Genomic DNA, 25862 nt, shown 5'->3' with positions numbered 1-25862 from the left:
CCGTCGCCGAGCCACGCCCCGTCTTCAACGATGGCATTGGCGCCGATCCAACAGCCCGACCCACGCCGGACGCCGGCGCCGATCACCGCGCGTTCGTGCGTGAATTCTCCCGACGGCAGCTCCGGGGCGAAAAGCTTGAGCACGCTTGCGAGCGCGGCGCGCACATCGGGCGCGAAGAGCAACGTCTTCCCCTTGCGGTCGATGCCGCGCGCGCTCGACGGCGCGATGACCGCGGCAGCCGGCGACGCGAGCGCTTTTTCCAGCCAGCGCTCGTCCACGGCAAAAGTCAGCGTGTCGGTCGTCGCATCGTCGACCGCAGCCACGCGGTCGATGCGAAGGTCGCCATCTCCGTCAAGTTCCGCTTCGGCCGCCGCCGCCAAGTCGGCCAGCCTGCGCCCGCGTCCGTCCACGCGCCGGCGTTATCGCCCCGGCGACGGCGAGGCGAGCGGGATACGCAACGCGGTCTGCACGTCGGGTGTGATGTCGTCGCCTCCGAATGCCGTGCCCTGCCTTGTGACGACGAGTTCGTAATGGCGGCTGGCCGCAATCTGCTTGACGGCATCCTTGACGTCGTTGGTCACTTCTGCTTGCCAGCGCGCGGATTGCTGGTTCAGCTGCAGCAGCTGCTTCTGTTTCTCCGCCGGGCGAAGCTTGCTGGATTGGATGGCGTAGAGCGTGGCCTGCAATTGGTTTTGGTAGTTGATGAACTTCGGCCACGTGCTCTGCAGCACTTCGACGTTGACGAACGCGACCTTGGCGTGCGCTTGGCCGCAGCCGGCGCCTGCGAGAACGCTCGCGGCGAGCAACGCGAACGCCGCGCAGCGGACGAGATGTGTGCTCATTTATCCCCCGGGAACGGACGGTGGTGGTGTCGTCGACGGTAGCGCGGCTGCCGCTTTCGCCACTTGATCGGTGAGATCGATCGCATTGCCGGCGCCTGCGATGGCGCTGAACACGACGCCGACGCCGTTGCGGCGCGCGACGTCGGCGACCAAGTTCTGCACTTGCCGCACGATGCCGTCGTACAGCTGCTTGCGTTCTTGCGCCAATTGCTCGGCTTGCATGGACAAGGCGACGTTGTCTTGGAACTGCATGCGCGCGACCGCGCTGTATTTCGCCACGAGCTGCTTACGCGTGGCTTGGTACGAAGCCATCGCGGCGACCGCGTCGGCTTGGTACTGCGCCGCGATCTTGGCGTGCACGTCGGCGAGCTGCGATTGCACCTTTGGATTGGCGCTCAACGTGGCGTTCGCCGAGTTCAGCTTGCTCTGGAACTGGCCGCCGAGCTGCACGGCTTGCGTGTGAATGGCCGACTCGAGCTGGGTCTGGCGCGCCGCGAGTTTGGCGTTCGTGTCTTTTTCGGTCGCAGCCCGCTCCGCGTCAAAGCGCTTCGCGGCGTCGGTCTGGATCCGTTTTTGATACGCTAGGGATGTTGCGTCATCGCGCGCTTTCATCGCAGCGATGAGCGATGCTTCGCGCGCGTCGATGGCTTGGAGCTGATTGCTGTATGTCTGACGGTCGGCTTGCGAGAGCGTGAGATTGTCGAGTTTGGCCTTCAGATTCAAGCGCTGGTCTTGGTCCTGTTTCGCCAACTGGATCTGATAGGCGGTCTCGCCCGCCGACAGTTGAGAATCTTTTGCGCGCAGCTTGGCCTGCACGTCTTGCCCTATGAGGGCTTGCACGTGTTTGAGGTGATCGCTGTCTTGTTTGAACAGATCGCTGCGATACGCGTCGAGGGTCTTGCGCGAGCCGAGCTGCATCGCGATCATCTGGCGCTGGAAGTCGGCCTGAAGGCCGCCGACGATGCCGCCCGGACCGGCGTCGGGGCTGCCCAAAGCCGATGAGGTTATGTCTGCATCGGCTTGTTGTTCTTTGAGACGGTATGCCGTCTGTTTGTCGGCGAGGACTTGCGTGAAGGCGGTCTGCGCGTCGCTGAGCTCGCGCTGCAGACTATCCTGCGCCTTGATCTGCGCCGGCGTCACGGGTGTCGGGCCGCTCACGGCAGTGGCGTTGAGCAGCGTGATCTGATCCTGCAGCGCTTGCAGTTGGTGGTGCAACGGATGCGCCGCGACCACCTTGTCGATGTCCACGTAGCCGGCGGCGGCGCCTCCCGCGACGAGTCCGGGCGTGCTCAAGTTGAGAAGATTTTGCGCGCGTTGATCGGCGTTCTTCGCGCAGGCGGTCGCGGCTAAGGCAATCGCGATGAGCGCGGCGCCACGGAGCGGAGACAAGACTACTGAAGCGCCTTCACGACGTCAGCCGTGACATCGGTGCCGCCATAGACCCGGCTCGTCTGGTCGATCACGAGGAGCAGACCTTTGGTTTTGGCCACGTCGTTGATGGCTTTCGTCGTCGCATCGACCAGCGGCTGGATGACTTTCTTCTGTTCGTCGCTCAATTGCGAATTGAAGGACTGGATGATGGGCGGCTTCTGCGCGTCGGTCTTGCCGGCGAGTTGCTGATTCAACTGTGTCTGCAATTGCTGACGGAATTGCATGAACGTATCTTGCGCGCTCTTGGCTTTGGGCAACGCGTCAAGTTGCTGCTGATCCACGTAGCCGATCTCCGAGGGCGCCGGCGAATTGATCGGCGGTACGACCGGACCGGGCTGATTCACAACGTCCAGGACATCCTTCGTGATGTCCAAACCGCCGTAGATGACGATCGACTTGTCGACGACGACGTTCAAGCCTTTGTTCGCGGCGACCGCGGCGATGGCCGTCTGCGCGCGGGCGAACAGCGCCGCGAAGATCTCCTGCTGCTTTGCGGTGAGCCGTTGGTTGAACTGCGCCGATATCGCCTGCTGGTCGGCTGGGCTTTTGCCTTTGATGGCAGCCTGGTATTGCGGCGACAAGTTTTGTTGAAATGCGGTGAATTGCTGGCGCGCAGCTTGGAACTGGGGAAGGTCGCCGACGGCGCCTTGATCGATAAAGCCGACGTCGGAGATATCGGTGGCCAACGCTTGCGGCGCGACGAGCAGAAACGCTGCCGCGGCCATAGCGGAGAGCAAGGTCTTTGTTGAAGTCTGCATAGATATGATGTCCCGTTCCTTACGTATTGCGCGGGCACTAGCTCGCCCTGCCGCTTGTTTATTGGGCGGGCGGTGTTCGCCCTACCATGGGCAAGCTAACTGGGCAAGCGAAGCTTGCCCTCCTACATAAATTGAGTATATCAAAAAAACATTAGAACGACTGGCTCAACCCGAAGGACACGTGGTGCCCTCCCTGGCCGAACGCGAAGTCTATTCTGATTGGCTGCGGTACAATCGGCGTTTGCACCCGGATGCCGAAACCGAAGTCGGCCTGAAGCTTGAAGGGCGCTTCGACGTAGGTGACCGCGTTCGATATCGGCCGGCCGGGCGGGCAGTGCGCGCCGCATGGCGGTATCGGCGTGGGTGACGGTGACGGCCCCACGACGGGCGTCACGTACGGCACGTCGCCGGTGTCGGCGAAAAATGCCACCGTGAACTTCCTGTCGGCGGTGACGGGGATGCGCAATTCCGCTTGGCCGAGAATTTCCCGGTCGCCGTAGAACACGAACGTGGTGTTGCGCAATTGCTGATCGGTGAGACTGAACAGGTTGTTGTAGGGCAGCGAGGCGCCGCCGCTCGAGAAACCGTAGTTCACGTGCAGCGCGAGCGTCGAGTGAAATTTCACCGGGAAGAATCTCGTGATGTCGACGTCGGTCTTGGTGTAGTTGTAGTTAGAGCCGAACGCCTTAGATGACCACTCGGTGGAGAAGCTGCGCGTGCCGCCGTAACGCGGATTGAGCGGATCGTCGCGGTCGTCGCGGATGAGTCCGGTGTTCAGCGAGAAGAGACGCGAACTTCCCGGCTGCACGGAACCGCCTTGAATTCCTGTGGATTGGTTCGGCGATACGAGCGCTCCGCGCAGATCGAGGAATTGCTTCGGAAAGCCGCTCGCCCCGAATTCTTGCGAGAGCCTCGTGGCTGATGCCCCGAACGACACGCGCGTGTAGTCCGCCGTCGGATGGCCGAGGCTGATCGAGATGCCCGCCTGACGCGTGCTGTACAACGCGAATTGATTCGTGCATGGCGACCCATTCGCGGTGCACGGACCAGAGGTGCCCGTGCCGACCGTGCCGGGGTTGGAAGGGACCGCGCCGCCCTGCTGCGCGATGGTGAAGAACGGATTGTTGCCGGCCTCCTTGTAGACCGGATACGGCTGCTCCGCCACGACGTGATTGAAGATGCTGAAGCTCACCGAGTCCGGTTTGAACTGGTGGATGTACGGCACGCTGACCGAAAACGAAAGGTCGCTGATGTGCAGGCCGCGCTGCAGCGATACCTGCGCCCCGTCGCCGGTGCCGTTGATGTTGGCTTCGGAATAGCCGAGGTTGCCCGACAGGCCCTGACCATATTGGCCGCCGCCGCCGTACGACACGCCGACGCTTGCCGTGCCCGTGCGCTGTTCCACGACGGTCCATACGAGCGTGACGTAGCCGCACTTGTCGCCGAAGGGTTTGGTGGATAGATCCACCGATTTGAAGTATTGCGTGCTGTTGATGAGTTCGTAGTCGCGCTTGAGCCGCGCCTCAGTGATGAGCTCGCCTGGCCGCACGCGCAAAAGGCGCCGGATCACGTAGTCTTTCGTCTTCGAATTGCCGGCGATCTCCACGGCGCCCACTTTTACTTCGCACAGCGCCACGTCGATCGTGCCGGGATTATTCGGGTCGGGCCCGGTGTTGTTGTCGAACGAGATGTTCAGCCCGAGGTCGGTATAGATCTTGCTGATGGCTTGCAGATCCGAGTCGAACGTCTGCTGGGAAAATACTGTCCCCGTCTTTGTCTTCATCGCCCCGACGATTGCAGTGGGAGGGACGACCGTGTCGCCGGTGACGACGACTTTTGAGACCGTGACGCCTTCTTGGATGTCCAACCGCACGCCGCCGTCGGCGGCGATGGCGATGTTGGTCACGTGACGCGTGCCGATATAGCCGAGCTTGTCGTAGTACGAGTTGATCTTCGTGACGTCGTCGCGCAGCGTGTTGGAGTTGAGCACCGCACCGACAGTCGTGTCCATGAGCGCGCTGAGGATGTCGGTGGTGACGTGGCTATTGCCGACAAACGTTATCTTCGACACCACCGGATTCTCGATCACGATGTAGTTGAGCGAGATGCCGCCCGGCGTCGGCCGGATGTCGGTCTTCACGTCGGTGAAAAAGCCAAGCGCTAGGATGGCCGCCCGGTCGGCCGCCACTTGCTTTTGATCGAGCGGCGTGCCGGCTTGCGAGCGTATCACCGCACCGATCCTGTCGATGGGCACGTGCGCGTTGCCGCGGACGTTGATCGCGGTGATCAGCGGCTGCGGCGCGGCGGTGAGGCCCTGCGGAGCGGCCACGAATGCGAGGATGGCGGCTAGCAGCGCGGCGCCTGCGAATCGGAGGACGAATGTCAAGGGTGACGCGCTCCTGATCGACGATGGATGGGCATAGACCGACCGACCGCCGGGAAAGCAGCCGATGGTTCCGCCGCCCATGGGATATTTGAGGTCGCTGCGCATGCCGAGAACGCATCGCGTCGTTGGCACAAAACGCCTTCTATTCCTCCACCAGACGACGCGCCGCCGCGGTGCGGGACCATCAGTGGAAGCTGAAGCGCAACGCGAGCGTCACATCGGAGACACCTGTCGGCGTTTGGGTTTGAAGCAACTCAAGCGACGCGGTATCGCGCAAGATGTACGCGACGCCGAACGATTGCGTCACCGGCAGACTCACAGTCGACTGGTAAATTCCATAGATAGTGGGCGTGAACAGTTTGCGGATTTCGATCGCGGCCTGACCGTGTTGGTCGAATATGAAATTGATCTGTTCGATATCCAAGGATTCAGCGAGAAACGATTCGAGCGGAAAGAGCAGACTCCGCGTGAGTTGTGCGTTGAAGTACGCCTGCGCTTCACCGGTGAGGATCGCCTGCGCTTGCTCGGGCGTGGAGTTGGTCAGCGACGTCACCTGCGGCGCGTGCAGCAGGGTCGCCGCGATCTCGTCGCGCGTCATCGACGGCACCGACGACAGATCGGTGTTTAGCCGGTCGACGCGCCCCGTGATGGCGAGCGTGATCTGTGCGCCGCCGGTGTTCGTGGTGGCGCTGACGTCGAGCGTGGGCAGCAGGCCCGTTCCTTTGTTGAACTCCACGACTCCGCGGTCGATCCGGAACACGGTATCGAAATACGTGACTTGTCCGCGCGTCGAGCTGAAACTGCCGTCGAGCGTGGGAGCGCGCAGCGTGCCCGCGACGTTGAGGGCGCCCGCCGCGGTGAGATCGATCGCGCCGCCCTGGACGCGGACGCGCTTGCCCGCGGTCGCAGTCACTTTGAGGTCGATATTCGGCAGCACGAAACCGGACGGCGTGGCAGCCGCGACGGGCACGCTCGATACGAGATGGAAGTTTCCACCATAAAGGCTGCCCGCGTATGCGACGGTGCGGCCCGGCAACGGTGACGGCACGCCCGGCACCGGACCTGGTCCGCTCGGTTGCGTTCCGCCTTGGCCGAAGCCGGTCGCGAGCGAGTAGATCGCTGAAAACGGCACGAGCGCGTCTGTGGCGGTGATCGAACCGTTGAGATACGGATTGACGCCGGGCTTCGTGAGACTGAAGTTTCCGTTGAATGTGCCGCCGACCCAGCCGGGAATCTCGATGTGCGCGCTGTGGAGCGCCAAATGCGTGGAATACTGCAGACCGGCGTTCGAGCGCAAGCCCACCGCAGGCACGACGTGTGCTGTGCCGCTTACGACCACGTCGCCCGATCCTAGCGAACCGCGTAGGCGCGTGAGCGTGACGGTGTCTTGCGCGAGCGAGATGTCGGCGTTGATACGTTCGACCGGCACGGTTTCAAGCGCCGACACCACCGAACCGTTCCGCAGCGACGCCGATCCCGCGAGCACCGGATCGCCCGCCTTGCCGACGGCGGATGCGGTGCCTTGCAGAATGCCGCCCAAGCGGCCGAATTTTCCCGACAGTGAATCGAATGCGGAGAGATCGACGTTTTGCGCGGTGAGATGCAAGTCGATCGGCCTATCTTTTGGACCGAGCGATAACGGTTGCAATTGCAAAGGCAACGCGCCGGTCAATGACACGGTGCCGCGGCCGCCGGCAAGAACGAGCGCGGCGTCGCTGATCTCCACCTCGCCCGGCTGGTAGTTGACCTTTGCCGTGGCGCTGTCAAATCCGACACCGAGTAGCGAACCCTTTCCCCCTTCGATGGATGCTTGCACGCGCGGCTGGGTGGATGTGCCCGAGATGCTCAACGACGCTTTGGCCGCGCCCGCGACAAGGCCGGGCCGTCCAAGCGCGCTGCCGAGCTTGGCGAGGTCTTGCGCGTCGATGCCGGCTGAGCCGACCAGTCGCTTGCCGGGCCCGAACTGTGCAGAACCGGCGGCATTGGCGAACGGCAATTCGATGACCGCGTCGGAGACGCCGAACGATTTTCCGTCGCTGTCGAGCGAGCCGGACAGCGCGATGATCGGAAACTTGCCGAGATGGCCGTCGTGCAGTATGAACGTCGCGACGGTAGACGGCCGGTCTAATTGTCCGCGCAACGACCCGGCGATGTCGAGCCGGCCGGTCAAACCGATGTCCTCTTGGCGGATGAGCGGCATCACGACGCCGAGATCCACGCCCGTCGCGCTGCCGCGAATGTTGTAGAATGCGGTCGCGAAGTCCGGCACGGCGTTCGGGTGCGATGGAAACCCCACGCTGCCCGAAATATCGGCGCTGTCCGCGGGCCCCCGCTGCCGCACGGTGGCGAGCAACGCGCGGCGCCGGCTTGAAAATGTCGCATCGATCGACCCGAGCGGGTATCCGACGATGGCCGCGTCGTTGAGATTCAAATTCCCATTTGCGGCGACGCCGGCGGGCGACGATTCGAACGCGACATTCCACGTACCGACGCCGTCGACGGTATCGTAGCCGTTGAAGAAATCGTTGAAGTCCGACAAGTCGATGTGCGGACTAGTGGAGCGCAATTGAACGGTTCTCGGCGTCAGACTGCCCGCGAGCGTGAGGCGCGACGAACCAAGCTGCACTTCGCCGCCTGTGAGCGAGAGCGCTCCGTTGCTGACGTGCAGCACCCCGTGCATGTCGTTGAACGCGACGCCGCGGAACGTGCCGCCGGACGAATCGATCACGCCGTCGAGTCGCGGCGACGCGGCCGAGCCGGTGACGCGCAGATCGCCCGCGACGAGTCCGGCGAGCGCGGCCTGCGGCGGCGCATAAGGATCGAGCAACCCGCCGAGGTCGCCGACTCGCATGACCGCCCGGATGTCGAGCGATGCGGTGCCAAGCGTGGCGCCCGGCGTCAACCCGCCAACGGTGCCGCTGACGGCGACGCGGTTGCCCGCGATCGCGACTCTGCCCGATTGGGCGATCAACCGTCCATTCGCAAAGTGCAGGTCCATGTCGCCTGAGACGGCTGAGGATTTGTAGCTTCCGCCTGTCAACGACACGACGCCGTCGGCGCTCAAGTTCGCCGGCGAGCCGCCGATGCGCACGAACGCGACCGCCGATCCCGTATGCAACGGCATCCCGAGCGAACGGAGCGCGCGCATGTCGATATCGCGCGCCCACACCGAAATCGTGTCTCGGCGTCCGCTTGAATTCGGCATCGTGCCGGCGATGGCGAAATCGCCGCCGGCGGCAGAACCGGTGGCTGCAAACACCTGGGTTGGCATGCCGCCGCCGCCGGAGACCGTCGCGGCGATCGAGCGCACCGGCACGCCAGAGAATGTGGCGTTCGCACTGCTGGCATCTCCGCTCACCGTCCAGCGGCGGTCGCCAAGCACTGCCAGAAATCGACCGGTCGTGCGGCCTCGCGCCTTCATGTTCGGCGGAATGCCGGGAAGCGTTTCAAGTTCGACTGAACCGGTTCCGGTCAGCGCCGCCGAATAGCGGCCGGCAGATGGTTGCGCCGACGCATAACCGCTCGCGACGACGCTGGCGTCGCGTCCGCTGACCGAGAGTTCGCCGATGCGGATCTGGCTGCCGTTCCCCGTGGCGACGGCCCGCGCATTTCCCAGATGCTCGCCCGAGACGACAAGATCGCTGACGCGCACGTCCACGCCGACGACCGGTGCCGACTCCGTACCTTGCACCCACGCCGCGCCGTCGAAGGTGCCGTCGACCGATGGCAGATCGATCGGTGCTCCGGTGCCCGGCAATGCGTAGGCGCCGCTACGCAAGTGGACGACCGAACCGTCAGCGATGAGATCGCCAGTGACGTTGCGGGGGCTCGTATGCCGGTCGACGGATGCCGCGAGCTCGAGATCGCCGCCCGCACCGCTCGCGATAAGCGGACCGATCGACAGACGTTGTCCGTCGGCTGCGACCGTCGTGCGAATTTCCTCACCGTTGCCGCCGGTGACTTGCGCGTACCCTTGACCACCGAGGGCGGCGAGCGGGCCCGAGAAGGAGACGATCGCGGTGGCGGTACCGCCCGGGTTGAGATTGCCGACGACCGGCACGGACGTTCCCGGCACGCGTGCCGCCAACGCGAATGCACTCACGCGGTCCGGACTACGGAGATCGATGTCGCCGCCGCCGTAAACATCGCCGCCGGCGTAGCGCGTCGCGACGCGATCCAGCGTGATATGCCCGTCGGAATAAAAGAAATCGCCGGCGACGCCGGCAAACGCCATATCTTCATAGGTCGCGGTTCCGGGCGACTGAAAAGTTCCGCGCACGTGGAACGCGCCCGACGGGCCGTCGACGTGGACGTACGCCGCGACATCGCCAGTGAGCAGCAAGGGCGTCGAGAACGCCATCAACTTGCGCAAGCGCGTGAGATCCGATTCGAGTGAAGCGCCGATCGCGAAATTCACGCCGCCGAGAATACGGACTCCGCCTTGGATCGCGACGGGAATTCTCGAGACATCTCCTCTGACGCCGGCGACGCTCAGGTTGCCGCCGTCGAAGCGAACCGTTCCGTTCAGATCGCGCAGCGGCACGACGAGCGGCAAGAATCGAAGCCGCGCTTCGTGTACCGGCGCGACGCCGCTTGCGCGCCATTGCGGACCGGTCGAGCGGTCGTAGCCTGCATCGAACGCGCTTAACGTCACGTCTGCCGTTCCGGCTTCTATCGCGAAGTTCGGCGTTGACACCAAGCCGTCGACGATCGGTGCGATCTCCATATCCGAGGCTGACAGCGTGGCCATCGCGTACGCGATCTGGTCGTTTTCGTACAACGTGGCCCGAACCGGCGTGGAGTGCGCCGAGCTGCCGGCGCTTGTCGCGTCGAACGATCCCGACAGACGGGCGCGGGTTAGTATTCCTTGCGACACATCGGCACTAAGGCTCACGGCGTTGAGCGCAAACGCTCGACCCGGTGACGCGAATGCGCTTGGATTTCCGAATAGCAGGCGCCCGTCGGTCACGTCGAGCGTGAAGCGAAGCGGGGGTCTTCCCGCGACCGGACCGCTTGGAGATCTAAGGGCTGCGATGAGCGATGACGAATTGAACGTGCCGTCGGCATGCCGTACGATATTGATGACCGGAGAGCGCACGACGATCGAGTGCAGCCCGTATGCGCGATCGCTCCGGCCGAGCAATCCGCCCACGTCATACTTGATGACGACGTTCTTGGCCGAGATCAGCGGGACTCCGGCGTTGTCGGCGATGATGAGATCGCCGGCGTCGATCTCGTTCGCGCCGATCGCGAGCGATCCGGCTTTGAAATGATAACCGCGATTGGCGAGCTCGAGCTGCAAAAAAGCGCGAACGGTCAACGAGCGCGGTCCGGGCACGAAGACCACCACGACCGTAATAGCTGCGATTACGGCGATGACGACGACGGCGGTCCGGAGCAGCCTGCGCACGATACCCGTATTCCCTCGATGGGTGCGTTTTATGTCTGGCTTTAGAAACGCGGAACCCGGAATCGCCGTTTCAGGCGGCGTCAAACGTCCAGGTTTACGGCATCCTTTGCGTTGTCGGCGATGAATTGCTTGCGCGGCTCGACTTTTTCACCCATGAGGATGGTGAACATCTCGTCGGCTGCGACAGCGTCGTCGAGCAGCACTTTGCGCACCATGCGCTGCTCGGGATCCATGGTCGTCTCCCACAATTGCTCCGGATCCATTTCGCCGAGGCCTTTGTACTGTTGAATCGAGCATCCGTCGCCTGCTTGCGCGAGGACGGCATCGCGCTCTTCATCCCGGTAGCAATACCAGAACTTTTTCCCTTTCCGCACTTGGTAGAGCGGAGGCTGTGCGATGAACAAGTGGCCGAGCTCGATCAGCTTGGGCATGTAACGGAAGAAAAACGTGAGCAGCAGCGTGCGGATGTGCGCGCCGTCGACGTCGGCATCGGTCATGATATAGATACGATGATAGCGAAGCTTCGATGCGTCAAAATCTTCGTGGAAGCCGGTGCCGAGCGCGGTGATGAGCGTGCGGATCTCTTCGTGGCTCACGATCTTATCCAAACGCGCCTTTTCGACGTTGAGGATCTTCCCTTTGAGCGGCAGGATGGCTTGGAAGTGACGGTCGCGGCCGAGCTTCGCGCTGCCGCCGGCGGATTCGCCCTCGACCAGAAAGATCTCGCTCTTGGCGGGATCGCGTTCGGAGCAATCGGCGAGTTTGCCGGGAAGCGAGCCGCTGTCGAGCGCGTTTTTCCGGCGTGCAAGATCGCGCGCTTTGCGCGCGGCCTCGCGCGCGCGCGCTGCGTTGACGCATTTCTCGATGATGCGCCGGGCCGGCGCCGGATTCTCCTCGAGGTAGTATCCAAGCGACTCGCCGACGACCTCGTTCACCGCGCCTTGCGCTTCGGCGCTGCCGAGCTTCGCCTTGGTCTGGCCTTCGAATTCCGGATTCGGAATCTTCACCGAAATCACCGCGGTGAGACCTTCGCGCAGATCTTCACCGGCGAGATTGCCTTCGGCTTCCTTGAGCAGCCCGGACTTCTTCGCGTAGTTGTTGAGCACGCGCGTCAGAGCGGACCGGAAGCCCGCCAGGTGCGTGCCGCCGTCGACGGTGTGGATGTTGTTGGCGTACGCGAGCACGTTTTCGATGTAGCCGTCATTGTACTGAAAGGCCACTTCGACTTGGATCTGCTGCCGTTCGCCCGTCATGTAGCGCACGTCATGCAGCGGCTCTTTGTTCTTGTTCAACTGCTCGACGAAGCTCTTGATGCCGCCTTCGTAACAGAAGTTCTGCTTCTTGTCCGTGCGCTCGTCGGTGAGATTGATGCGCAGACCGCGGTTGAGGAACGCGAGCTCGCGCAGCCGCTGCTGGAGGATGTCGAACGAAAAATCGAGGGTCGAAAAGATGTCGGGGTCCGGCTTGAACAATTGCAGCGTGCCCGTGCCGTCGGCGGTGCCGACGATCTTCATCTTGTTGGCAGCCACACCGCGCGCGAATTTCTGCTCGTAGATGTTTCCGTCGCGCTTGACGCGCGTGGTCATCCACTCCGAGAGGGCGTTCGTGACCGAGATGCCCACGCCGTGCAGACCGCCGGAGACTTTGTAGCCCAATCCCTCAAATTTTCCGCCGGCGTGCAGCACCGTCATCACCACTTCGAGCGCGGGCTTGCCCTCGCTCGCGATCACGTCGACTGGAATGCCCCGCCCGTCGTCCTCCACCGAAACAGATCCGTCTTTATGGATGATGACGTCGATCTGACGGCAATAGCCCGCCAGCGCTTCGTCCACCGCGTTGTCGACCGCTTCAAAGGCAAGTTGGTGCAACCCGCGGACGCCGGTGTCGCCGATGTACATGGCCGGGCGCTTGCGCACGCCTTCGAGGCCCTTGAGCACTTTGATCTGTTCGGCGCCGTACTCGTCGCCGCTCGCGTTGCCATCCTTGCTCGCCAAAAATCCCTCTTTTGATAATTCATTTTGGTACTAGGGCAAGCATCGCTTGCCCATAGCACCGCTTGCCCAATTGGTCAAATCTCTTCGCTCTTATCTTTCTCCCGCAGTGCGACGCGCGCCTCTCGCGGGCGCGATCGCGCGCCGCACGCCGAGCGCATCGGCCCACGCTTCGCCAAGAATATCGGCGATGACCGGACGCGGAAGATCGCGTCGCTGCTTGCGCGCGAGCAGCATGAGATACGTCCAAGCCGCCACGCGATCGGCGGCTTCGAGCGCGCCGCGTTTGAGCCGGCGCGCGGCGTTATCGAGTTGGATCTCCAAGCGCGAGAGCAGCCGCCGGCGTACTCGCTCAAATGCTGGACGCCCTGCGCCTTCGACCGCGGCGCAGATATCGCGCGCGGAAAGCCACGGCGCATCGCAAAGCGCGCGCTCGAGAGCACCATCGGAACGGATGCGCGCTTCTTCGGCGCAGCGAACGCAGGAAGCGCCTTGCGATGCGTCCGGCGGCATCCAATTCGCGCATTCACCGCATCGCGTCCAACCATCGCGCGCGCGCCGAGCATCGAGGTCGGCTTGACGCGCGCGCAAACGCCGCACGATCGCCGCCGGATCTGCGGCATCGTCGAATTCCCTTGCGCGCGCCGTGTCGTCAACCCCGCGCGCATTGCCCGCTGCGGTGCGAATCGCGGGCGATGTCCGCGCTGCCGCGCCGTCGAGTAGACGGCGCGTGCGCCCGCTCGCCACCGCGAACCGAAGCCGTTTGACGCCCGCCTCCGGCACTTTCGCGCGCAAACCTTCGAGTATGGCCGGCTCGAGGAACGAGAGTTGGTGACTCCACGCGCTGCCGGCCGTCCACACCGTGAGGAGTCCGTCTCGCAGACGCGCGGGTCTGGTGCGCGCTGCGACGGCGGCGCCGACGATGTCGGGCCACGCGGCGGCGACCGCGCCCGCCGCATCGGAGCTCGACGCCGGGCCGCCGGGCTTCCACGCCGCCACCAATCCGCGCAACGCGCGCAAGCCGCTCATGCCGGCCGCAGGCTCGGTGTCAAAAGCATGCCCGCGCGGATTTCGACGACCGAACCGATCACGCCGCTTGGAAGATCGGGCAGCTCGGTGGCAGTGATGAACGCCTGATCGAAACCGTCGAGGCTTGAGAGAAATGCGTGGCGGCGCGCGGCGTCGAGTTCGGACAAAACGTCGTCGAGCAGCAGGATGGGCGGCTCGCCTGCCGCTGCGTGGAGAAGCGCATACTCGGCGGCTTTGAGCGCGAGCACCGCAGTCCGCTGCTGACCTTGCGAGCCGAAGCGCGCGAGCGATCGGCCGCCGAGCGTCAGCGCGAGATCGTCGCGATGCGGCCCGACGAGCGATACCCTCCGCTTTGTCTCGATGGGCGCGGCTGCAGCGAGCGCTGCGCGCAAGGTGTTAGCGATGGCGTCCGGAGCTTCGCTCGGGTATGCGGGCATCGGCCTGTACGATGCGATGAACTCGGGCGCGGCGCCCACCCATCGCGCGTGCACGGCTCCGGCTTCGGCTGCCAACTTCCGCACGTACGCCGCGCGCGCGCCGGCGATGCGAGCCCCGGACTCTGCGAGCTGTTCGTTATACGTGGCGAGCAGCTCGCGCTCCGGCGCTGACGACGCGCGCAACATGGCATTCTTCTGTGCGAGTACGCCCGCGTACGCGGCAAGATCCCGGTAGTAGGCGCGATTGCTTTGCGAAAGACTCGCGTTGAGGAGCCGGCGCCGCAGCGCGGCCGGGCCGCCAACGAGCTGCAGATCGAGCGGCATGAACGTGACCGCGGCGACGCCGCCGATGAATTGGCCGTACGAAATACCGCGGCCATCGCGAAAAAATTTCTTTCTTGCTCCCTCGCCGACGCGCGAAATGATGCAGGCGGTCTGTGCGGTACCGTGCCGCGTTTGGACTTGCGCCTTCACCTCCGCGGCCGGCGCGCCGTCGCGGATGAGATCCGCTTCGCGCGCGGCGCGAAACGATTTGCCCGTCGAGAGCAAAGCCAGCGCTTCGAGCAGATTCGATTTGCCTTGCGCATTTTCACCGATGAAAACGCACGCGCCGCCCGGCGGCGAGAATCGCAAGGCGGCGTAGTTGCGGAATTGGTCGAGTTCGAGTGAGTGGACCCGCACGGCGCTACTGGCGCAGCGGCATCAGGATGTAAAGCTGGCGGCCTGCGTTTTCGCCTGTGGCGGGCTTGATCGCGGTGGGTTGCAACGCGCCGACGAATTCAAGCGAGACCGTGTCGGCGCTGATGTGGTTGAGGATTTCAACGAGATACTTGGCATTGAATGCGATGGTCAACGGATCGCCGCTGCGCTCGACGTCGAGCTCTTCGTACGCATTGCCGGTGGTGTCGGACGTGGCGGTGATCACGAGGCTCGTGCCGTCCATGGCGACCTTGACCATGCTCGCCCGATCGCCCGCCACGACTTCCGCGCGGCGCAATCCGGCGAGCAGCTTCGGCGTGCTGGCGACGACTTTGCGCTCGAACTCCTTCGGGATGACCTGCTGATAGTTCGGGTACGGGCCGTCGACGAGCCGCGCGATCACTTTGACATCGCCGGTGTTGAACACGAGTTGATTGGCCTGCCCGCCGAGCGCGGTCACTTCGATGATGCCGCCGCTGGCTGCGCGGACGACTTCGCCAAGCGCGCGCGCCGGCACGATGTATTTTGCGCCCGACGGTACTTTTTCTGAAAGCGCGAGTTCGTGCCGCGCGAGCCGGTAGCCGTCGGTCGCGACCATGGTCAGCGTCTGGCCCTCGACTTCGAGCAGCGTGCCCATCAGCACCGCGCCGCGCGCTTCCTCGCTCGAAGCCGCGAACGTCACCGCAGACGCCGCCTCCCTGAACGTCTTCGCATCCACGCGGAACTGGTCGCCCATCTTGCCTTCGGGAACGGGCGGAAATTCTTCGGCCGGCAATGCGAAGAACTCGTAGTTCGAACGATCGCACTTCACGGCCGCGCGGCTGGCGGTGCCGTGCATCTCGAGTTCGGCCGCGGGCAAGTTGGCGAGGTAGCCCGCGAAGAGTCTGGCGCCGACGGTGCACGCGCCCTCCTCGCTCACCTCGGCCGGGAATCCGTTTTCGAGCGTGAGTTCGAGATCGGTGGCGCGCACGTTGACGCGGCCTTTTTTCGCGGTGAGCAGGACGTTGCCGAGGATCGGCATGGTGGTGTGCGTGTTGACCACCTTGCCGGCGGCAGCCACGGCGCTTGCGATGTCTTTCGTGTTGCAGGTAAACTTCATGCTCGCTGTGCGACAGGCAAAACCGCCGCAATCCTTTCGCGCTGCGCGCCGGACGGAAACGTTGCGCGGATTCGCCGCGCTTCCGTCTTCTCCCGCATCCACAGGCGCGCGGTTCGCGGCCGTTGAGAGAGAGTATTATCTATCTTGGTCATCGTCACCGTAGTGCGGTGGATGTCGTGGACTTCGCCGCTTCTGCAACGGCGCCGGGCATTTGCGCGCCGGAATTCGTGTGGACGCTCGCGCCGATCTGTCCACTTCGTTCACAGCCGGTGGGCTCGAACTCGTGGCGCGCTGGATCCGTCCACGCTATGCCCACCTCATCCACCGGTCAGCCTTCTTGCGTTATGGTGGCTTGCACGGAGCGCACTTTGCTGCGGAATTCAGGATCGTGGTCTTGCTGCTGTTTGACTTTGTCGCGCGCGTACATCACCGTGGTGTGGTCTTTCTTGCCGAATTCGCGCGCGATCTGCGGCAGCGACGCGTTGGTGAGTTCGCACGCGAGATACATCGCGATTTGGCGCGGCACCGTCAAGCGCTGATCGCGGCGCTGGCCTTCCAATTCTTTGACCGTGATGCCGTGAAAGCGCGCGGCCTTTTCCTTGATGAGCGATATAGTGACCTTGCGAAGCGGCACTTCGCTGATTTCATTGCGCAGCACTTCGGTGGCGAGTTCGACCGTGATCTCTTTCTTATAGAGAGAGGCATAGGCGGTGAGCTTTATCAGCGCACCTTCGAGCTGCCGGATGTTGAGCGGGATTATCTTCGCGATGTATGATGTGACTTCGTGGGGGACATCGATGCCGTCGCTTTCGGCTTTCTTGCGCAAGATAGCCTCGCGCGTCTCGAGATCGGGAGACTGGATGTCCGTCAACAGCCCCCACTCGAACCGGGAGCGCAAGCGGTTTTCGAGCGTCTGGATATCTTTCGGCGGACGGTCGCTCGAGATCACGAGTTGTTTCTGCGCTTCGTGCAGCGTGTTGAACGTGTGGAAGAACTCTTCTTGGGTTTGTTCTTTGCCTTCCAAGAATTGGATGTCGTCGATGAGCAGCACGTCGACGGTGCGGTAGCGATTGCGGAACTCGACCGTTTGGTTGTTCTTGATCGCCGTGATGAATTCGTTGGTGAACGTCTCGGACGAAACGTAGACGACGCGCGCGCGGGGCGCCGATTGCAGCGCTTTGTGTCCGATCGCGTGCATGAGATGCGTCTTGCCCAGACCGACCGCGCCGTAGATGAAAAGCGGGTTGTACGCCCGGGCCGGCGCGTCGGCCACTGCCTGTGCGGCGGCGTGGGCGAACCGGTTGGTGGCGCCGACGACGAATTGCTCGAACGTATAGCGCGGATTGAGGCCGGTCTGGCGGAAGTCGTCGTGCGGCTTGACGGCCGGTGAGGCGCCAATGGCCCGGGCGGATTCCGGGACGCCGTCGGCGATGATCGCCCTGGATTCAGCAGGTTCGGCAGCATCGTCAATGATGAAACGGATGCTGATCGGAGCGCCGAGCGTTTCGGCGAGCGCGGCGGAGATCGTGCCCTTGAAGCGATTCTCGGCCCAGTCCTTGGCGAACTGATTCTGAACGGTCAGCGTGATCTCGTCTGTGGACAACCCGAGGACTCGCATCGGCTTGATCCAAGTTTCGAAAATCGGTTTTGTGAAACGGCTCTCGAGTGCGACCAACGTGGTCTGCCACAGATATTCTTCATTGGTGATTGCGATAGCCGAATTCATCACATGTTCCTCGAATCAAACGCATAAGCTACTCCGGCTCTTTAGCCGGATGCATCGCGGTCGGCGCGCTTTAGTGGCGAAAACCCTTATTCCTTCAGGGTTTGCGCGATTTACTTATGCACATATCCACAGCAAAAACGCCGGTCGTGTGGACAGAAAACAAGAGGTTTCGCGCGAGGCCCCGCTGCGCCTGGCTTCGCGACGCTAAGGCGCGCGCCCGTCGACCGTTGTCATCGCCGCCGCCGGCAAATGCGATCGGCAGAAACGGCATGGTTCCAGCCGGCTCGACGGCATACGGCGCGCGGCTTTCCGCCGCGGGGGCCGATTTATGCACAAGCTTATCCACAGGTGTGCATAGGACCATGAAAATGCCGCCCGGAGCGGCGCAAAATCCCGAATCATATGGCATTGCGGCAGAATCGACCGGTGACAACCCGGGCCTTTCATGCACCGTCTGTCCACATGGCGCACTACGCTCGTAGCATATAGGACCAGGCCGGACCAAATGGTCCACCGGAGGGTTCGGGTCCTCCTGCTACGAGCGCGGGCCGCTGCGCGCGGTTCGCAGGCCGATATCCCCAAGTCGCCGTAATCAGCTTGACCGACTGCCCTTGCCGGGCTAAAATAGTAAATCGAAATACTTTTTCGGCGGTGCCGCCATCGTGGGCGGCACTCATCATGTACGGGCCGCCCGCCCGGGATCGTCTGCACCGTAGGAGCCACGTCGTCCAGTGAAACGCACATATCAGCCTCACAACCGGCGCCGCAAGCGCACGCACGGTTTTCGCGAGAGAATGTCCACGAAGAACGGACGTCGCGTGTTAGCGGCGCGCCGGCGCAAGGGCCGCAAGCGCCTGACACCCGACTAGCCGAAAACCGGAGCTCAGGTGCGCGCGTTCGAAAGCCTCAAAGGCCGCCGGGAGTTCACGCTCGTTATGCGCAAAGGACGCGTTGCGCAGGCGAAAGCTTTGACCGTATATGGATTCACTCCACGCGGCCGCGATAGCGGCACGTGCTCGAAAGTCGGGATCGTCGTCACCAAGAAAGTCGGAAATGCGGTCGTGCGCAATCTCGTGCGCCGGCGTTGCAAGGCGATTTTCGAACGCATCGAGCTAGGGACCGCGCCGCGTTGGTACGTCGTGCATTGCAAGCCGGAAGCGGCGCGTGCGCCGTTTGGCTCGCTGGTCGATCAACTTGCGCCCGCAATCGCGCGCGTGGGAGCGTGAACGTGCATCCGTTCGTCGCGGTGATCCGGATCTATCAAGCAACGGCGGGGAAGATGTTGCCCCAAGCCTGCCGGTTCTATCCGTCGTGCTCGGAGTACGCGGTGCAAGCCATCGAACAACACGGCGCGTTGCGCGGCGCCGGGCTCGCCGCTCGAAGACTTCTTCGCTGCGGCCCTTGGCATCCGGGCGGGCTCGATCCGGTTCCGTAACTCGAAAGGATAACGTCGCAACTCTTGTTTCACGTAAAGCTCGCGCTGGCTCTGTTCGCCAATCCGTTCACCGATCTCATCAACATGCTTGGCGCGGCATTCAACAGCGTGCTGCAGTGGATCAACTTGAATCTGACCCACAACTACGGCTGGTCGATGATCGTGCTGGCCCTCGTCGTCAACGTGCTGCTCATCCCGCTCACGGTCCAACGCTTGCGCAACATGCAAGAGATGCAAGCGCTGCAACCCTATCTCAAACGGATCCAGACGAAATACAAAAACGATAAGCAAAAGCTCGGCGAAGAGACCATGAAGCTCTATCGCGAGCACGGCGTAAACATGTTCGGCGGCTGTCTGCCGACGCTGCTCCAATTCCCAGTGCTCTTCGGCGTGTATAACACCATCACGCTGAACACCGACCATTTCCAGCACGCCGGATGGTTGTGGATCGGCTCGGCGTTATCGCACCAGTTCCCGCAGATATTGGCGATCAACTTGTACGCCGGCGACAAAGTGCTCCTCGGTCTCTACGCGTTCTCGATGTACTTCTCGATCAAGCTCACCTCGAACACCGGGATGATGGACGAACAGCAGGCGCAGATGCTGAATACGCAAGCGCTTTTGATGCCGGTCATGCTGTTCGTGATGGGCGGACTCTACCAATGGCACTCCGCGTTCATCCTATACTGGCTTGCCTTCAACGTGCTGTCCGTCGCCCAGACCGTGCTGTTCATGCGCGTGAATCCGTCGCGCATACCGAAGCCGGTTGAAGAAACGGACGCCATGAAGCTTGGATACCCCCACGATTGCCCGGCGTGTAACGAAACGCTGGTCCTCGGAAAAGGCAACAAGTGCGTGAAGTGCGGCGTCAAAGCGAAAAAGCCGTTGCCGCAAGCGACTGCATGAGGAATTGAGACGATGAACGGATACGATTCCGGCCACTCAAACGGCGGCCACGGCCGCGGCGGCTCCGACCGCGGCGGATTTGCGCGCGGCGGCCCGCGCGGTGGTTTCGGACGCGGCAATTACCGGGGCGGCTATCGCAACCGCCGAGAGGAATGTCCGGCAGAATTGCGCGCGCCGTTCAAAGACGCGCGCGATTTTCTCGCAGGACTGATCAGCGCTTTCGGATTGCCGGCGCGCCTTGGTTTCGGCGGTTTGGAGCAAGCCCGCGACGGCCGCCAGATCGTCATCGACGTGCGCGGCCTTGCGCCTGCCGGGCCGCCGCGCGAATACGATCGCGATCACGAGCGCGACGACGAACTCGGCCTGCTCATCGGCAAACGCGGCAACATGCTCGATGCGCTCACCGTCGTCACGAATGCCGTTATGCACCGCGTCGGCGATCGCGAACTGTTCTTCGCCGTCGATGTCGAGGGTTACCGGGCGCGCCGTCGCGCGACGCTTCGAAGCATCGCGTTGCGCGCCGCGGAGCGAGCGCTGCAAGACGGCGTCGATGTCGAGCTCGAACCGATGCCGGCATCGGAACGCCGCATCGTCCACATGACGCTCGCGGCCCATCGCGACTTAGCAACGGAAAGCACGGGCGTCGGCTTCGACCGCCGCGTTGTGATCAGCGCGCGTCGCGGCCCGCGCGATCGCGATGCCGTGGACCGCGGCCCGCGCGACCGTGATTACGTCGACCGCGGCCCGCGCGATCGCGACGTTGTCGACCGCGCACCGCGCGACCGCGACGTTGTCGACCGCGGCCCGCGCGACCGCGACGTTGTCGACCGCGGCCCGATTCGGCCGCGCGAGCGCAAACCCATCCGCGACGATATCGGACCTCCTGTCGAAGATCGCTACGCAGACTGATCCACTCTCCGACACGATCGCCGCGATCGCGACGCCGCCCGGCATCGCAGCTGTGGCGATCGTTCGCATTTCCGGTCCCGATTCGCGGCGAATAGCGGCAGCGTGCTTTTCGTTCGCGCGCGGCGACGCAGGCCTCTGGCGCGCAGGGCAGATGCGTCGCGGCAGCGTCATCGATCCGCGAACGGGTGACCGGCTCGACGATGCGCTCGCCGTCGCATTTTGGGCGCCCCGATCCTATACCGGCGAGGACGTCGTCGAACTTCAGGTGCACGGTGGCGCAGGCGTTGCCGCGGCGTGTTTGCAGGCCGTATTGGAGAACGGTGCTCGTTTCGCGGCGCCGGGCGAATTCACGCGGCGCGCTTTTTCAAACCGGCGGATGGATCTCGCGCAGGCCGAAGCGGTCGCAGACTTGATCAACGCCGAAAGCCGGCTTGCGGCGCGAGCAGCGGCCGTGCGGCTCGACGGCGCGCTCGGGCGTCGACTGCGCCAGTTGCGCAAGGAACTGCTCGACCGGCTCGTCGAGATCGAAGCGCACATCGATTATCCGGATGAGGTCGAACCGCCCGACGCCCAAGCCGTAGACGCGTGCATCGATTCGCAGTTCGCCGCAATAACGGCGCTCTTGACCGACGCAGGCTCCGGCGTCACGTTGCGTGAGGGGATCACGTGCGTCATCGCGGGGCCGCCGAACGCGGGTAAATCGTCGTTGTTGAACGCGCTTGCGCAAAGCGAGCGCGCGATCGTCGCGCCGACGCCCGGAACGACGCGCGACATCATTGAAGAGCGCATCGCGATCGACGGCGTGATCGTGCACCTGCGCGACACCGCCGGCCTGCGCATGGCGCGCGACCCGGTCGAGATCGAAGGCGTGCAGCGCGCGCGCGCCGCGATCGACGCGGCGGCCCTCGCCATCTGCGTGCTCGACGGATCGCGCCGGTTCGGCGAAGATGAGCGCATCGCGATCGAGGCGACGTCCGCAGGGCCGCGGATCATCCTTTGCAATAAGGCCGATCTCGGCCGTGATGGCGCCGACGCATTCGAACTCGCGCACCCCGGACTTGCACGCGATGGCAGCGCGCACGCATTCGTACGCGGCAGCGTCCTCGACGCCGCCACGATCGAAGCGATGCGCCGCGCGATCGCGCGAATCGCTTGGGGCGGTGGGATCATCGACGCCGGTAAAGCGCTCGTCGCCAACGCTCGTCAGATCGACGCCCTCGCGCGAGCGGCCGAAGCGCTGGCCCATGCACGGTCGACGATCGCCGAGCGGCAACCCATCGATCTGCTCTCGGGCGATCTGTCGGCAGCGGTAGCAGCATACGGCGAAGTGACGGGCGAGACCGTGACTGAGGAAGTCCTTGAGGGCATTTTTGCGCGCTTTTGCGTCGGAAAATAAGCCGATGCCACGCTATCCTGCTAGTAACTGACTGTACGGCGCGCGCAACGTCAGCTATACTCGCACATAACGAGGTGTGAAATGGAATTGATAAGTATCGGACTTCTGCTCGCGCGGCTCTTCTTGGGACTTGGCCTCGCGGCACATGGCGCGCAAAAACTTTTCGGCTGGTTCGGCGGCTACGGCCTCAAAGGAACCGGTGGTTTTTTCGAAGGCACTCTGGGTCTGAAGCCGGGGGCGCTGTTCGCGTTCATGTCGGGTATGGGCGAATTCGCCGGCGGTTTGCTCGTCGCCATCGGTTGGCTCGGCCCCATCGGGCCGGCGCTGGTCATCGCCGTGATGGTCGTCGCCATCGTCACGGTGCACTGGGTGCACGGATTCTTCGTCTCCTCGAACGGCATCGAATTGCCCCTCATGAACATCGCGGGCGCGCTCGCGCTGACGTTCGCCGGATTCGGGTCGTATTCGTTGGATGCGGTCGCGCCGATCTACGTGCTCGGCTCGCCGCAGGTTGCGTGGCTCGCGATTCTCATCGCGGTTGCGGGCGCGCTTCTTTCGCTCGTCAGCCGCAAACCGCCGGCGCCGGCCGCCACGTAACCCGCGCCGGGCTGAGGCAGCCCGATACGTTTCCGAACATGAGGCGCCGTCGAGCGCGCCGAATTCACTCGTCCATGGAAGATTTCGGCGTTATCGTCATCGGCGGCGGCCATGCAGGCCTCGAAGCGGCGCTCGCGTCCGCGCGCATCGGCGTCGAAACGCTGATGGTGACCGGCAACGTCCACACCATCGGATTGATGCCGTGCAATCCGTCGATCGGCGGACCCGCAAAAGGCCAACTCGCACGCGAAGTGGATGCGCTCGGCGGCGAGATGGGTCTGTGCATCGACGCGACCTACTTGCACACGCGCTGGCTGAATGAAAGCAAGGGGCCGGCGGTCCGCGCATTGCGGTCGCAAGCAGACAAGGCCGCCTACGCCGCGCGGATGCAAACGACGGTGGCGAATCAACCGCGTCTGACCGTCGTCGAGGGATTTGTCGCTGATCTTGCGGTTGACTGTGATGGTATCGGTGGCGTTGTCTTGCAGAGCGGGACATCGTTTCGCAGCCGCAACGTCGTCATGGCCGCCGGCACGTTCATGGGTGGCAAGATGTTCGCGGGCGAGGGCTCGAAACCGGGCGGACGCATCGGCGAGGCCCCAAGCACCGGTCTTGGCGACGCGCTGCGCCGGATCGGATTCCCCACCGCGCGCTTAAAGACCGGAACGCCGCCGCGGGTTCACAAGCGGTCGGTGGATTTCTCGAAAACGCAGGCGCAAATTCCGAGCCCTGTTCCGCTCACGTTTTCATACAGATCGACTCCGAGATTTCCGGGGCCGCAGCTGGCGTGCCACATCACCCACACCAACGCATGCACACACGCGCTCGTTCGCGCGAATCTTCACCGCTCGCCGATGTACGGACTCGGAGCGATCGAAGGAGTGGGGCCGCGCTATTGCCCGTCGATCGAAGATAAAGTCGTGAAGTTCGCGCATAATCCGACGCACCAGGTCTTCCTGGAACCAGAAGGTTGGGATGTGGACGAGATCTACGTCGGCGGGTTCTCGACTTCGCTTCCTCCGGAAGTTCAACTCGCGATGCTGCGCACGCTACCCGGCCTCGAGGCAGCGGAAATGCTGCGTGCAGGCTACGCCGTGGAGTACGATTTCGTGTCGCCGACGGAGCTTCGCGCGACGCTTGAGACCCGCCGGGTACCAGGCCTTTTTCACTGCGGTCAGGTCAACGGCACGTCAGGCTATGAGGAAGCCGCCGCACAAGGCATCGTCGCCGGCATCAACGCCGCTCGCCGCTCGCTTCGCCGCGATCAGGTCACCCTTTCGCGGAGCTCGTCGTACGTGGGCACGCTCATCGACGATCTCATCACAAAGGGCGCGGCGGAGCCCTATCGCATGCTCACCTCGCGCGCCGAACATCGCATGGTTCTCCGGCACGATAATGCGGACGAACGATTGACGCCGATCGGCCGCGACGTCGGGCTGATCGATGATGAAACGTACGATGCGTTTTCGCATCGCATGGAATCGCTCGCTCGAGAGCGTCGCCGGCTTTCGGGGACGCGCGTGCAAGGCTTGTCGCTGACGGAGCTCTTGCGCCGCCCCGACGCGACGTATCGCGGTGTTTGTCCGGATTCGCACCTCAGCGATGAACTTGGCGAACGGCTCGCGGTTGAAATAAAGTACGAAGGCTACATTCGGCGTCAGACTTCGGTGATTGAAAGACTTTCGCAGGCCGAGTTCGTCCGCATTCCCGATGCGATCGACTACGGACGCGTTCAGTCGTTATCACGTGAAGCCGTGGAGAAGCTCGGCGCGCGACGGCCGGAGACGCTTGGTCAGGCCGGACGCATCCCAGGTGTGAGTCCGGCCGACGTCGCTGTCTTGTCGGTGCATTTAACCGCGCTTCGGCGCGCTCAATCGAGTCATCCAACGACCGCACCGGCATGACCCATTCCGCAGAGTCAGCCGAGGCCGCGCTGTCCAGCGGCCTCTTGAAGCTGGGGTTGCCGGAAAGTCAACGGATAGCGGAGACGCTCATGGCGTTCGGCGGCCTCCTGCTCGACGCTAACCGTCGGACGAATCTTGTCGGTTCGGTGGACATGCGCAAACTGGTCGTGCAGCACTTTCTCGACAGCCTGGCGCCTTTTGCGACGCATCGATTTCGCCCTCCGATCATCGATTTAGGCAGCGGCGCTGGATTGCCGGGCATACCGGTGGCTATTGCCTTTCCGCGCGCTCCGATTTCTCTATTGGAACCGAGGCGGTTGCGCGCCGAATTCCTGCGATCGGCAGCTTCGACGCTAAAGCTGGACAACGTTGAGGTCGTACAGACGACTGCTGAATCAGCCGGCCGGTCGGATGCGCGGCGCGAACGAGCCGGCACGGTTTTGGTGCGTGCAATCGGCAAACCCGCGCTAGCGCTCGAGCTAGGCTTGCCGCTTCTCAAGCGCGACGGCGTCTTGTGGCTTTATCGTGGTCGCGACGCCGCTCCCGGCCAGGAAATACTCGAAATCGCCGCAACCCTCGGCGGAGTACTGGCCAGCGCTGACCAAATCGCCGTGCCGTACCTCGAGGCCGAACGGCACCTATGGGTGTTTCGCAAGGTGACCCCGACCCCCGAGGGGTACCCTCGGCGCAGCGGCGTCCCCGAGCGAGTTCCCATTCAGGCGGGCAAATGATCCACGTGGAACATTCTCAGCAGAATTTAGACGACTTGCTGTGCCGGCTGCTCGACGCCGCTGGCGTCTACGCCGTAGGCGGACGGGTTCGCGACGAAATCCTCGTGGAGAATGGCTTCCAGCCTGCGCTCGAGCCACATTCGCTTCCGATTCATGACTATCTCGTTACCGGCATC

General features: G+C 63.5%; 22 protein-coding genes. 9 read left to right on the top strand and 13 right to left on the bottom strand.

Translation table 11 applies throughout. The features are described from left to right. The 13 genes from VII69_06270 to VII69_06210 all read right to left on the bottom strand — a co-directional run. The coding region (locus tag VII69_06270) for an LpxD N-terminal domain-containing protein (protein ID HEY5094697.1) at positions 1-410 on the bottom strand (410 nt) is incomplete at its 3' end. Positions 411-419: 9 nt separating this feature from the next. Further along, positions 420-842, bottom strand: a complete 423-nt coding sequence (locus VII69_06265) for an OmpH family outer membrane protein (protein HEY5094696.1) — start codon at positions 840-842, stop codon at positions 420-422. Next, positions 843-2231, bottom strand: a complete 1389-nt coding sequence (locus VII69_06260; GenBank protein ID HEY5094695.1) for a hypothetical protein — start codon at positions 2229-2231, stop codon at positions 843-845. It lies immediately after the preceding gene. Positions 2232-2233: 2 nt separating this feature from the next. Then, on the bottom strand, positions 2234-3031 hold the full coding sequence (locus VII69_06255) for an OmpH family outer membrane protein (protein ID HEY5094694.1): 798 nt from the start codon (positions 3029-3031) through the stop codon (positions 2234-2236). Positions 3032-3182: 151 nt separating this feature from the next. Continuing rightward, complete coding sequence (locus tag VII69_06250; GenBank protein ID HEY5094693.1) at positions 3183-5549, bottom strand: POTRA domain-containing protein; 2367 nt, start codon at positions 5547-5549, stop codon at positions 3183-3185. A 52-nt stretch (positions 5550-5601) separates the two neighbouring features. Next, the gene (locus VII69_06245) at positions 5602-10827 is read right to left on the bottom strand and encodes a translocation/assembly module TamB domain-containing protein (protein HEY5094692.1); all 5226 of its coding nucleotides are present in this window, start codon (positions 10825-10827) and stop codon (positions 5602-5604) included. Positions 10828-10907: 80 nt separating this feature from the next. After that, positions 10908-12821, bottom strand: a complete 1914-nt coding sequence (gene gyrB, locus VII69_06240; GenBank protein ID HEY5094691.1) for a DNA topoisomerase (ATP-hydrolyzing) subunit B — start codon at positions 12819-12821, stop codon at positions 10908-10910. 90 nt (positions 12822-12911) lie between these two features. Continuing rightward, positions 12912-13847: a DUF721 domain-containing protein gene (locus VII69_06235; GenBank protein HEY5094690.1), complete on the bottom strand. Its 936-nt coding sequence runs from the start codon at positions 13845-13847 to the stop codon at positions 12912-12914. Continuing rightward, complete coding sequence (gene recF / locus VII69_06230) at positions 13844-14965, bottom strand: DNA replication and repair protein RecF (protein ID HEY5094689.1); 1122 nt, start codon at positions 14963-14965, stop codon at positions 13844-13846. The genes VII69_06235 and recF overlap by 4 nt, the downstream gene beginning before the upstream one ends. A 4-nt stretch (positions 14966-14969) precedes the next feature. Further along, positions 14970-16082: a DNA polymerase III subunit beta gene (gene dnaN, locus VII69_06225; protein ID HEY5094688.1), complete on the bottom strand. Its 1113-nt coding sequence runs from the start codon at positions 16080-16082 to the stop codon at positions 14970-14972. Positions 16083-16236: 154 nt separating this feature from the next. After that, positions 16237-16407 (bottom strand): hypothetical protein, encoded by a 171-nt coding sequence (locus VII69_06220; protein ID HEY5094687.1) that lies wholly within the window; start codon positions 16405-16407, stop codon positions 16237-16239. Positions 16408-16410: 3 nt separating this feature from the next. Continuing rightward, positions 16411-17808, bottom strand: a complete 1398-nt coding sequence (gene dnaA / locus VII69_06215; protein ID HEY5094686.1) for a chromosomal replication initiator protein DnaA — start codon at positions 17806-17808, stop codon at positions 16411-16413. A 94-nt stretch (positions 17809-17902) separates the two neighbouring features. After that, positions 17903-18142, bottom strand: coding sequence for a hypothetical protein (locus tag VII69_06210; protein ID HEY5094685.1), 240 nt, complete (start codon positions 18140-18142; stop codon positions 17903-17905). 397 nt (positions 18143-18539) lie between these two features. On the opposite strand from VII69_06210, the gene rpmH reads away from it, so the two are divergent. The 9 genes from rpmH (at position 18540) to rsmG (ending at position 25686) form a co-directional block, all read left to right on the top strand. Beyond that, positions 18540-18677: a 50S ribosomal protein L34 gene (gene rpmH, locus VII69_06205; protein HEY5094684.1), complete on the top strand. Its 138-nt coding sequence runs from the start codon at positions 18540-18542 to the stop codon at positions 18675-18677. Positions 18678-18695: 18 nt separating this feature from the next. Beyond that, positions 18696-19034, top strand: coding sequence for a ribonuclease P protein component (rnpA, locus tag VII69_06200; GenBank protein HEY5094683.1), 339 nt, complete (start codon positions 18696-18698; stop codon positions 19032-19034). A gap of 20 nt (positions 19035-19054) precedes the next feature. Then, the gene (gene yidD, locus VII69_06195) at positions 19055-19243 is read left to right on the top strand and encodes a membrane protein insertion efficiency factor YidD (protein HEY5094682.1); all 189 of its coding nucleotides are present in this window, start codon (positions 19055-19057) and stop codon (positions 19241-19243) included. Positions 19244-19267: 24 nt separating this feature from the next. After that, the gene (locus VII69_06190; GenBank protein HEY5094681.1) at positions 19268-20149 is read left to right on the top strand and encodes a YidC/Oxa1 family membrane protein insertase; all 882 of its coding nucleotides are present in this window, start codon (positions 19268-19270) and stop codon (positions 20147-20149) included. 12 nt (positions 20150-20161) lie between these two features. Beyond that, positions 20162-21058: a R3H domain-containing nucleic acid-binding protein gene (locus tag VII69_06185; GenBank protein ID HEY5094680.1), complete on the top strand. Its 897-nt coding sequence runs from the start codon at positions 20162-20164 to the stop codon at positions 21056-21058. Then, positions 20940-22454 (top strand): tRNA uridine-5-carboxymethylaminomethyl(34) synthesis GTPase MnmE, encoded by a 1515-nt coding sequence (gene mnmE / locus VII69_06180; GenBank protein HEY5094679.1) that lies wholly within the window; start codon positions 20940-20942, stop codon positions 22452-22454. Before VII69_06185 ends, mnmE begins: the two co-directional genes overlap by 119 nt. An 81-nt stretch (positions 22455-22535) precedes the next feature. Continuing rightward, complete coding sequence (locus VII69_06175) at positions 22536-23051, top strand: DoxX family protein (protein HEY5094678.1); 516 nt, start codon at positions 22536-22538, stop codon at positions 23049-23051. Between the two features lie 74 nt (positions 23052-23125). Beyond that, on the top strand, positions 23126-24955 hold the full coding sequence (gene mnmG, locus VII69_06170; GenBank protein ID HEY5094677.1) for a tRNA uridine-5-carboxymethylaminomethyl(34) synthesis enzyme MnmG: 1830 nt from the start codon (positions 23126-23128) through the stop codon (positions 24953-24955). Beyond that, positions 24952-25686 (top strand): 16S rRNA (guanine(527)-N(7))-methyltransferase RsmG, encoded by a 735-nt coding sequence (gene rsmG / locus VII69_06165; GenBank protein ID HEY5094676.1) that lies wholly within the window; start codon positions 24952-24954, stop codon positions 25684-25686. Before mnmG ends, rsmG begins: the two co-directional genes overlap by 4 nt. The last annotated feature ends 176 nt before the right edge of the window (positions 25687-25862 follow it).

The sequence above is a fragment of the Candidatus Eremiobacteraceae bacterium genome (assembly GCA_036511855.1).
In the GTDB taxonomy this organism is placed as follows: Bacteria; Vulcanimicrobiota; Vulcanimicrobiia; order Eremiobacterales; family Eremiobacteraceae; genus JABCYQ01.
This window is presented reverse-complemented; position numbering and strand designations above follow the sequence as displayed.

Excerpts from the sequence above, each read along its gene's own strand:
- VII69_06265 (HEY5094696.1), bottom strand. The coding sequence starts at position 842 with ATGAGCACACATCTCGTCCGCTGCGCGGCGTTCGCGTTGCTCGCCGCG.
- VII69_06255 (HEY5094694.1), bottom strand. The coding sequence starts at position 3,031 with ATGCAGACTTCAACAAAGACCTTGCTCTCCGCTATGGCCGCGGCAGCG.
- VII69_06235 (HEY5094690.1), bottom strand. The coding sequence starts at position 13,847 with ATGAGCGGCTTGCGCGCGTTGCGCGGATTGGTGGCGGCGTGGAAGCCC.
- dnaN (HEY5094688.1), bottom strand. The coding sequence starts at position 16,082 with ATGAAGTTTACCTGCAACACGAAAGACATCGCAAGCGCCGTGGCTGCC.
- dnaA (HEY5094686.1), bottom strand. The coding sequence starts at position 17,808 with ATGAATTCGGCTATCGCAATCACCAATGAAGAATATCTGTGGCAGACC.
- VII69_06185 (HEY5094680.1), top strand. The coding sequence starts at position 20,162 with ATGAACGGATACGATTCCGGCCACTCAAACGGCGGCCACGGCCGCGGC.
- VII69_06175 (HEY5094678.1), top strand. The coding sequence starts at position 22,536 with ATGGAATTGATAAGTATCGGACTTCTGCTCGCGCGGCTCTTCTTGGGA.
- mnmG (HEY5094677.1), top strand. The coding sequence starts at position 23,126 with ATGGAAGATTTCGGCGTTATCGTCATCGGCGGCGGCCATGCAGGCCTC.
- rsmG (HEY5094676.1), top strand. The coding sequence starts at position 24,952 with ATGACCCATTCCGCAGAGTCAGCCGAGGCCGCGCTGTCCAGCGGCCTC.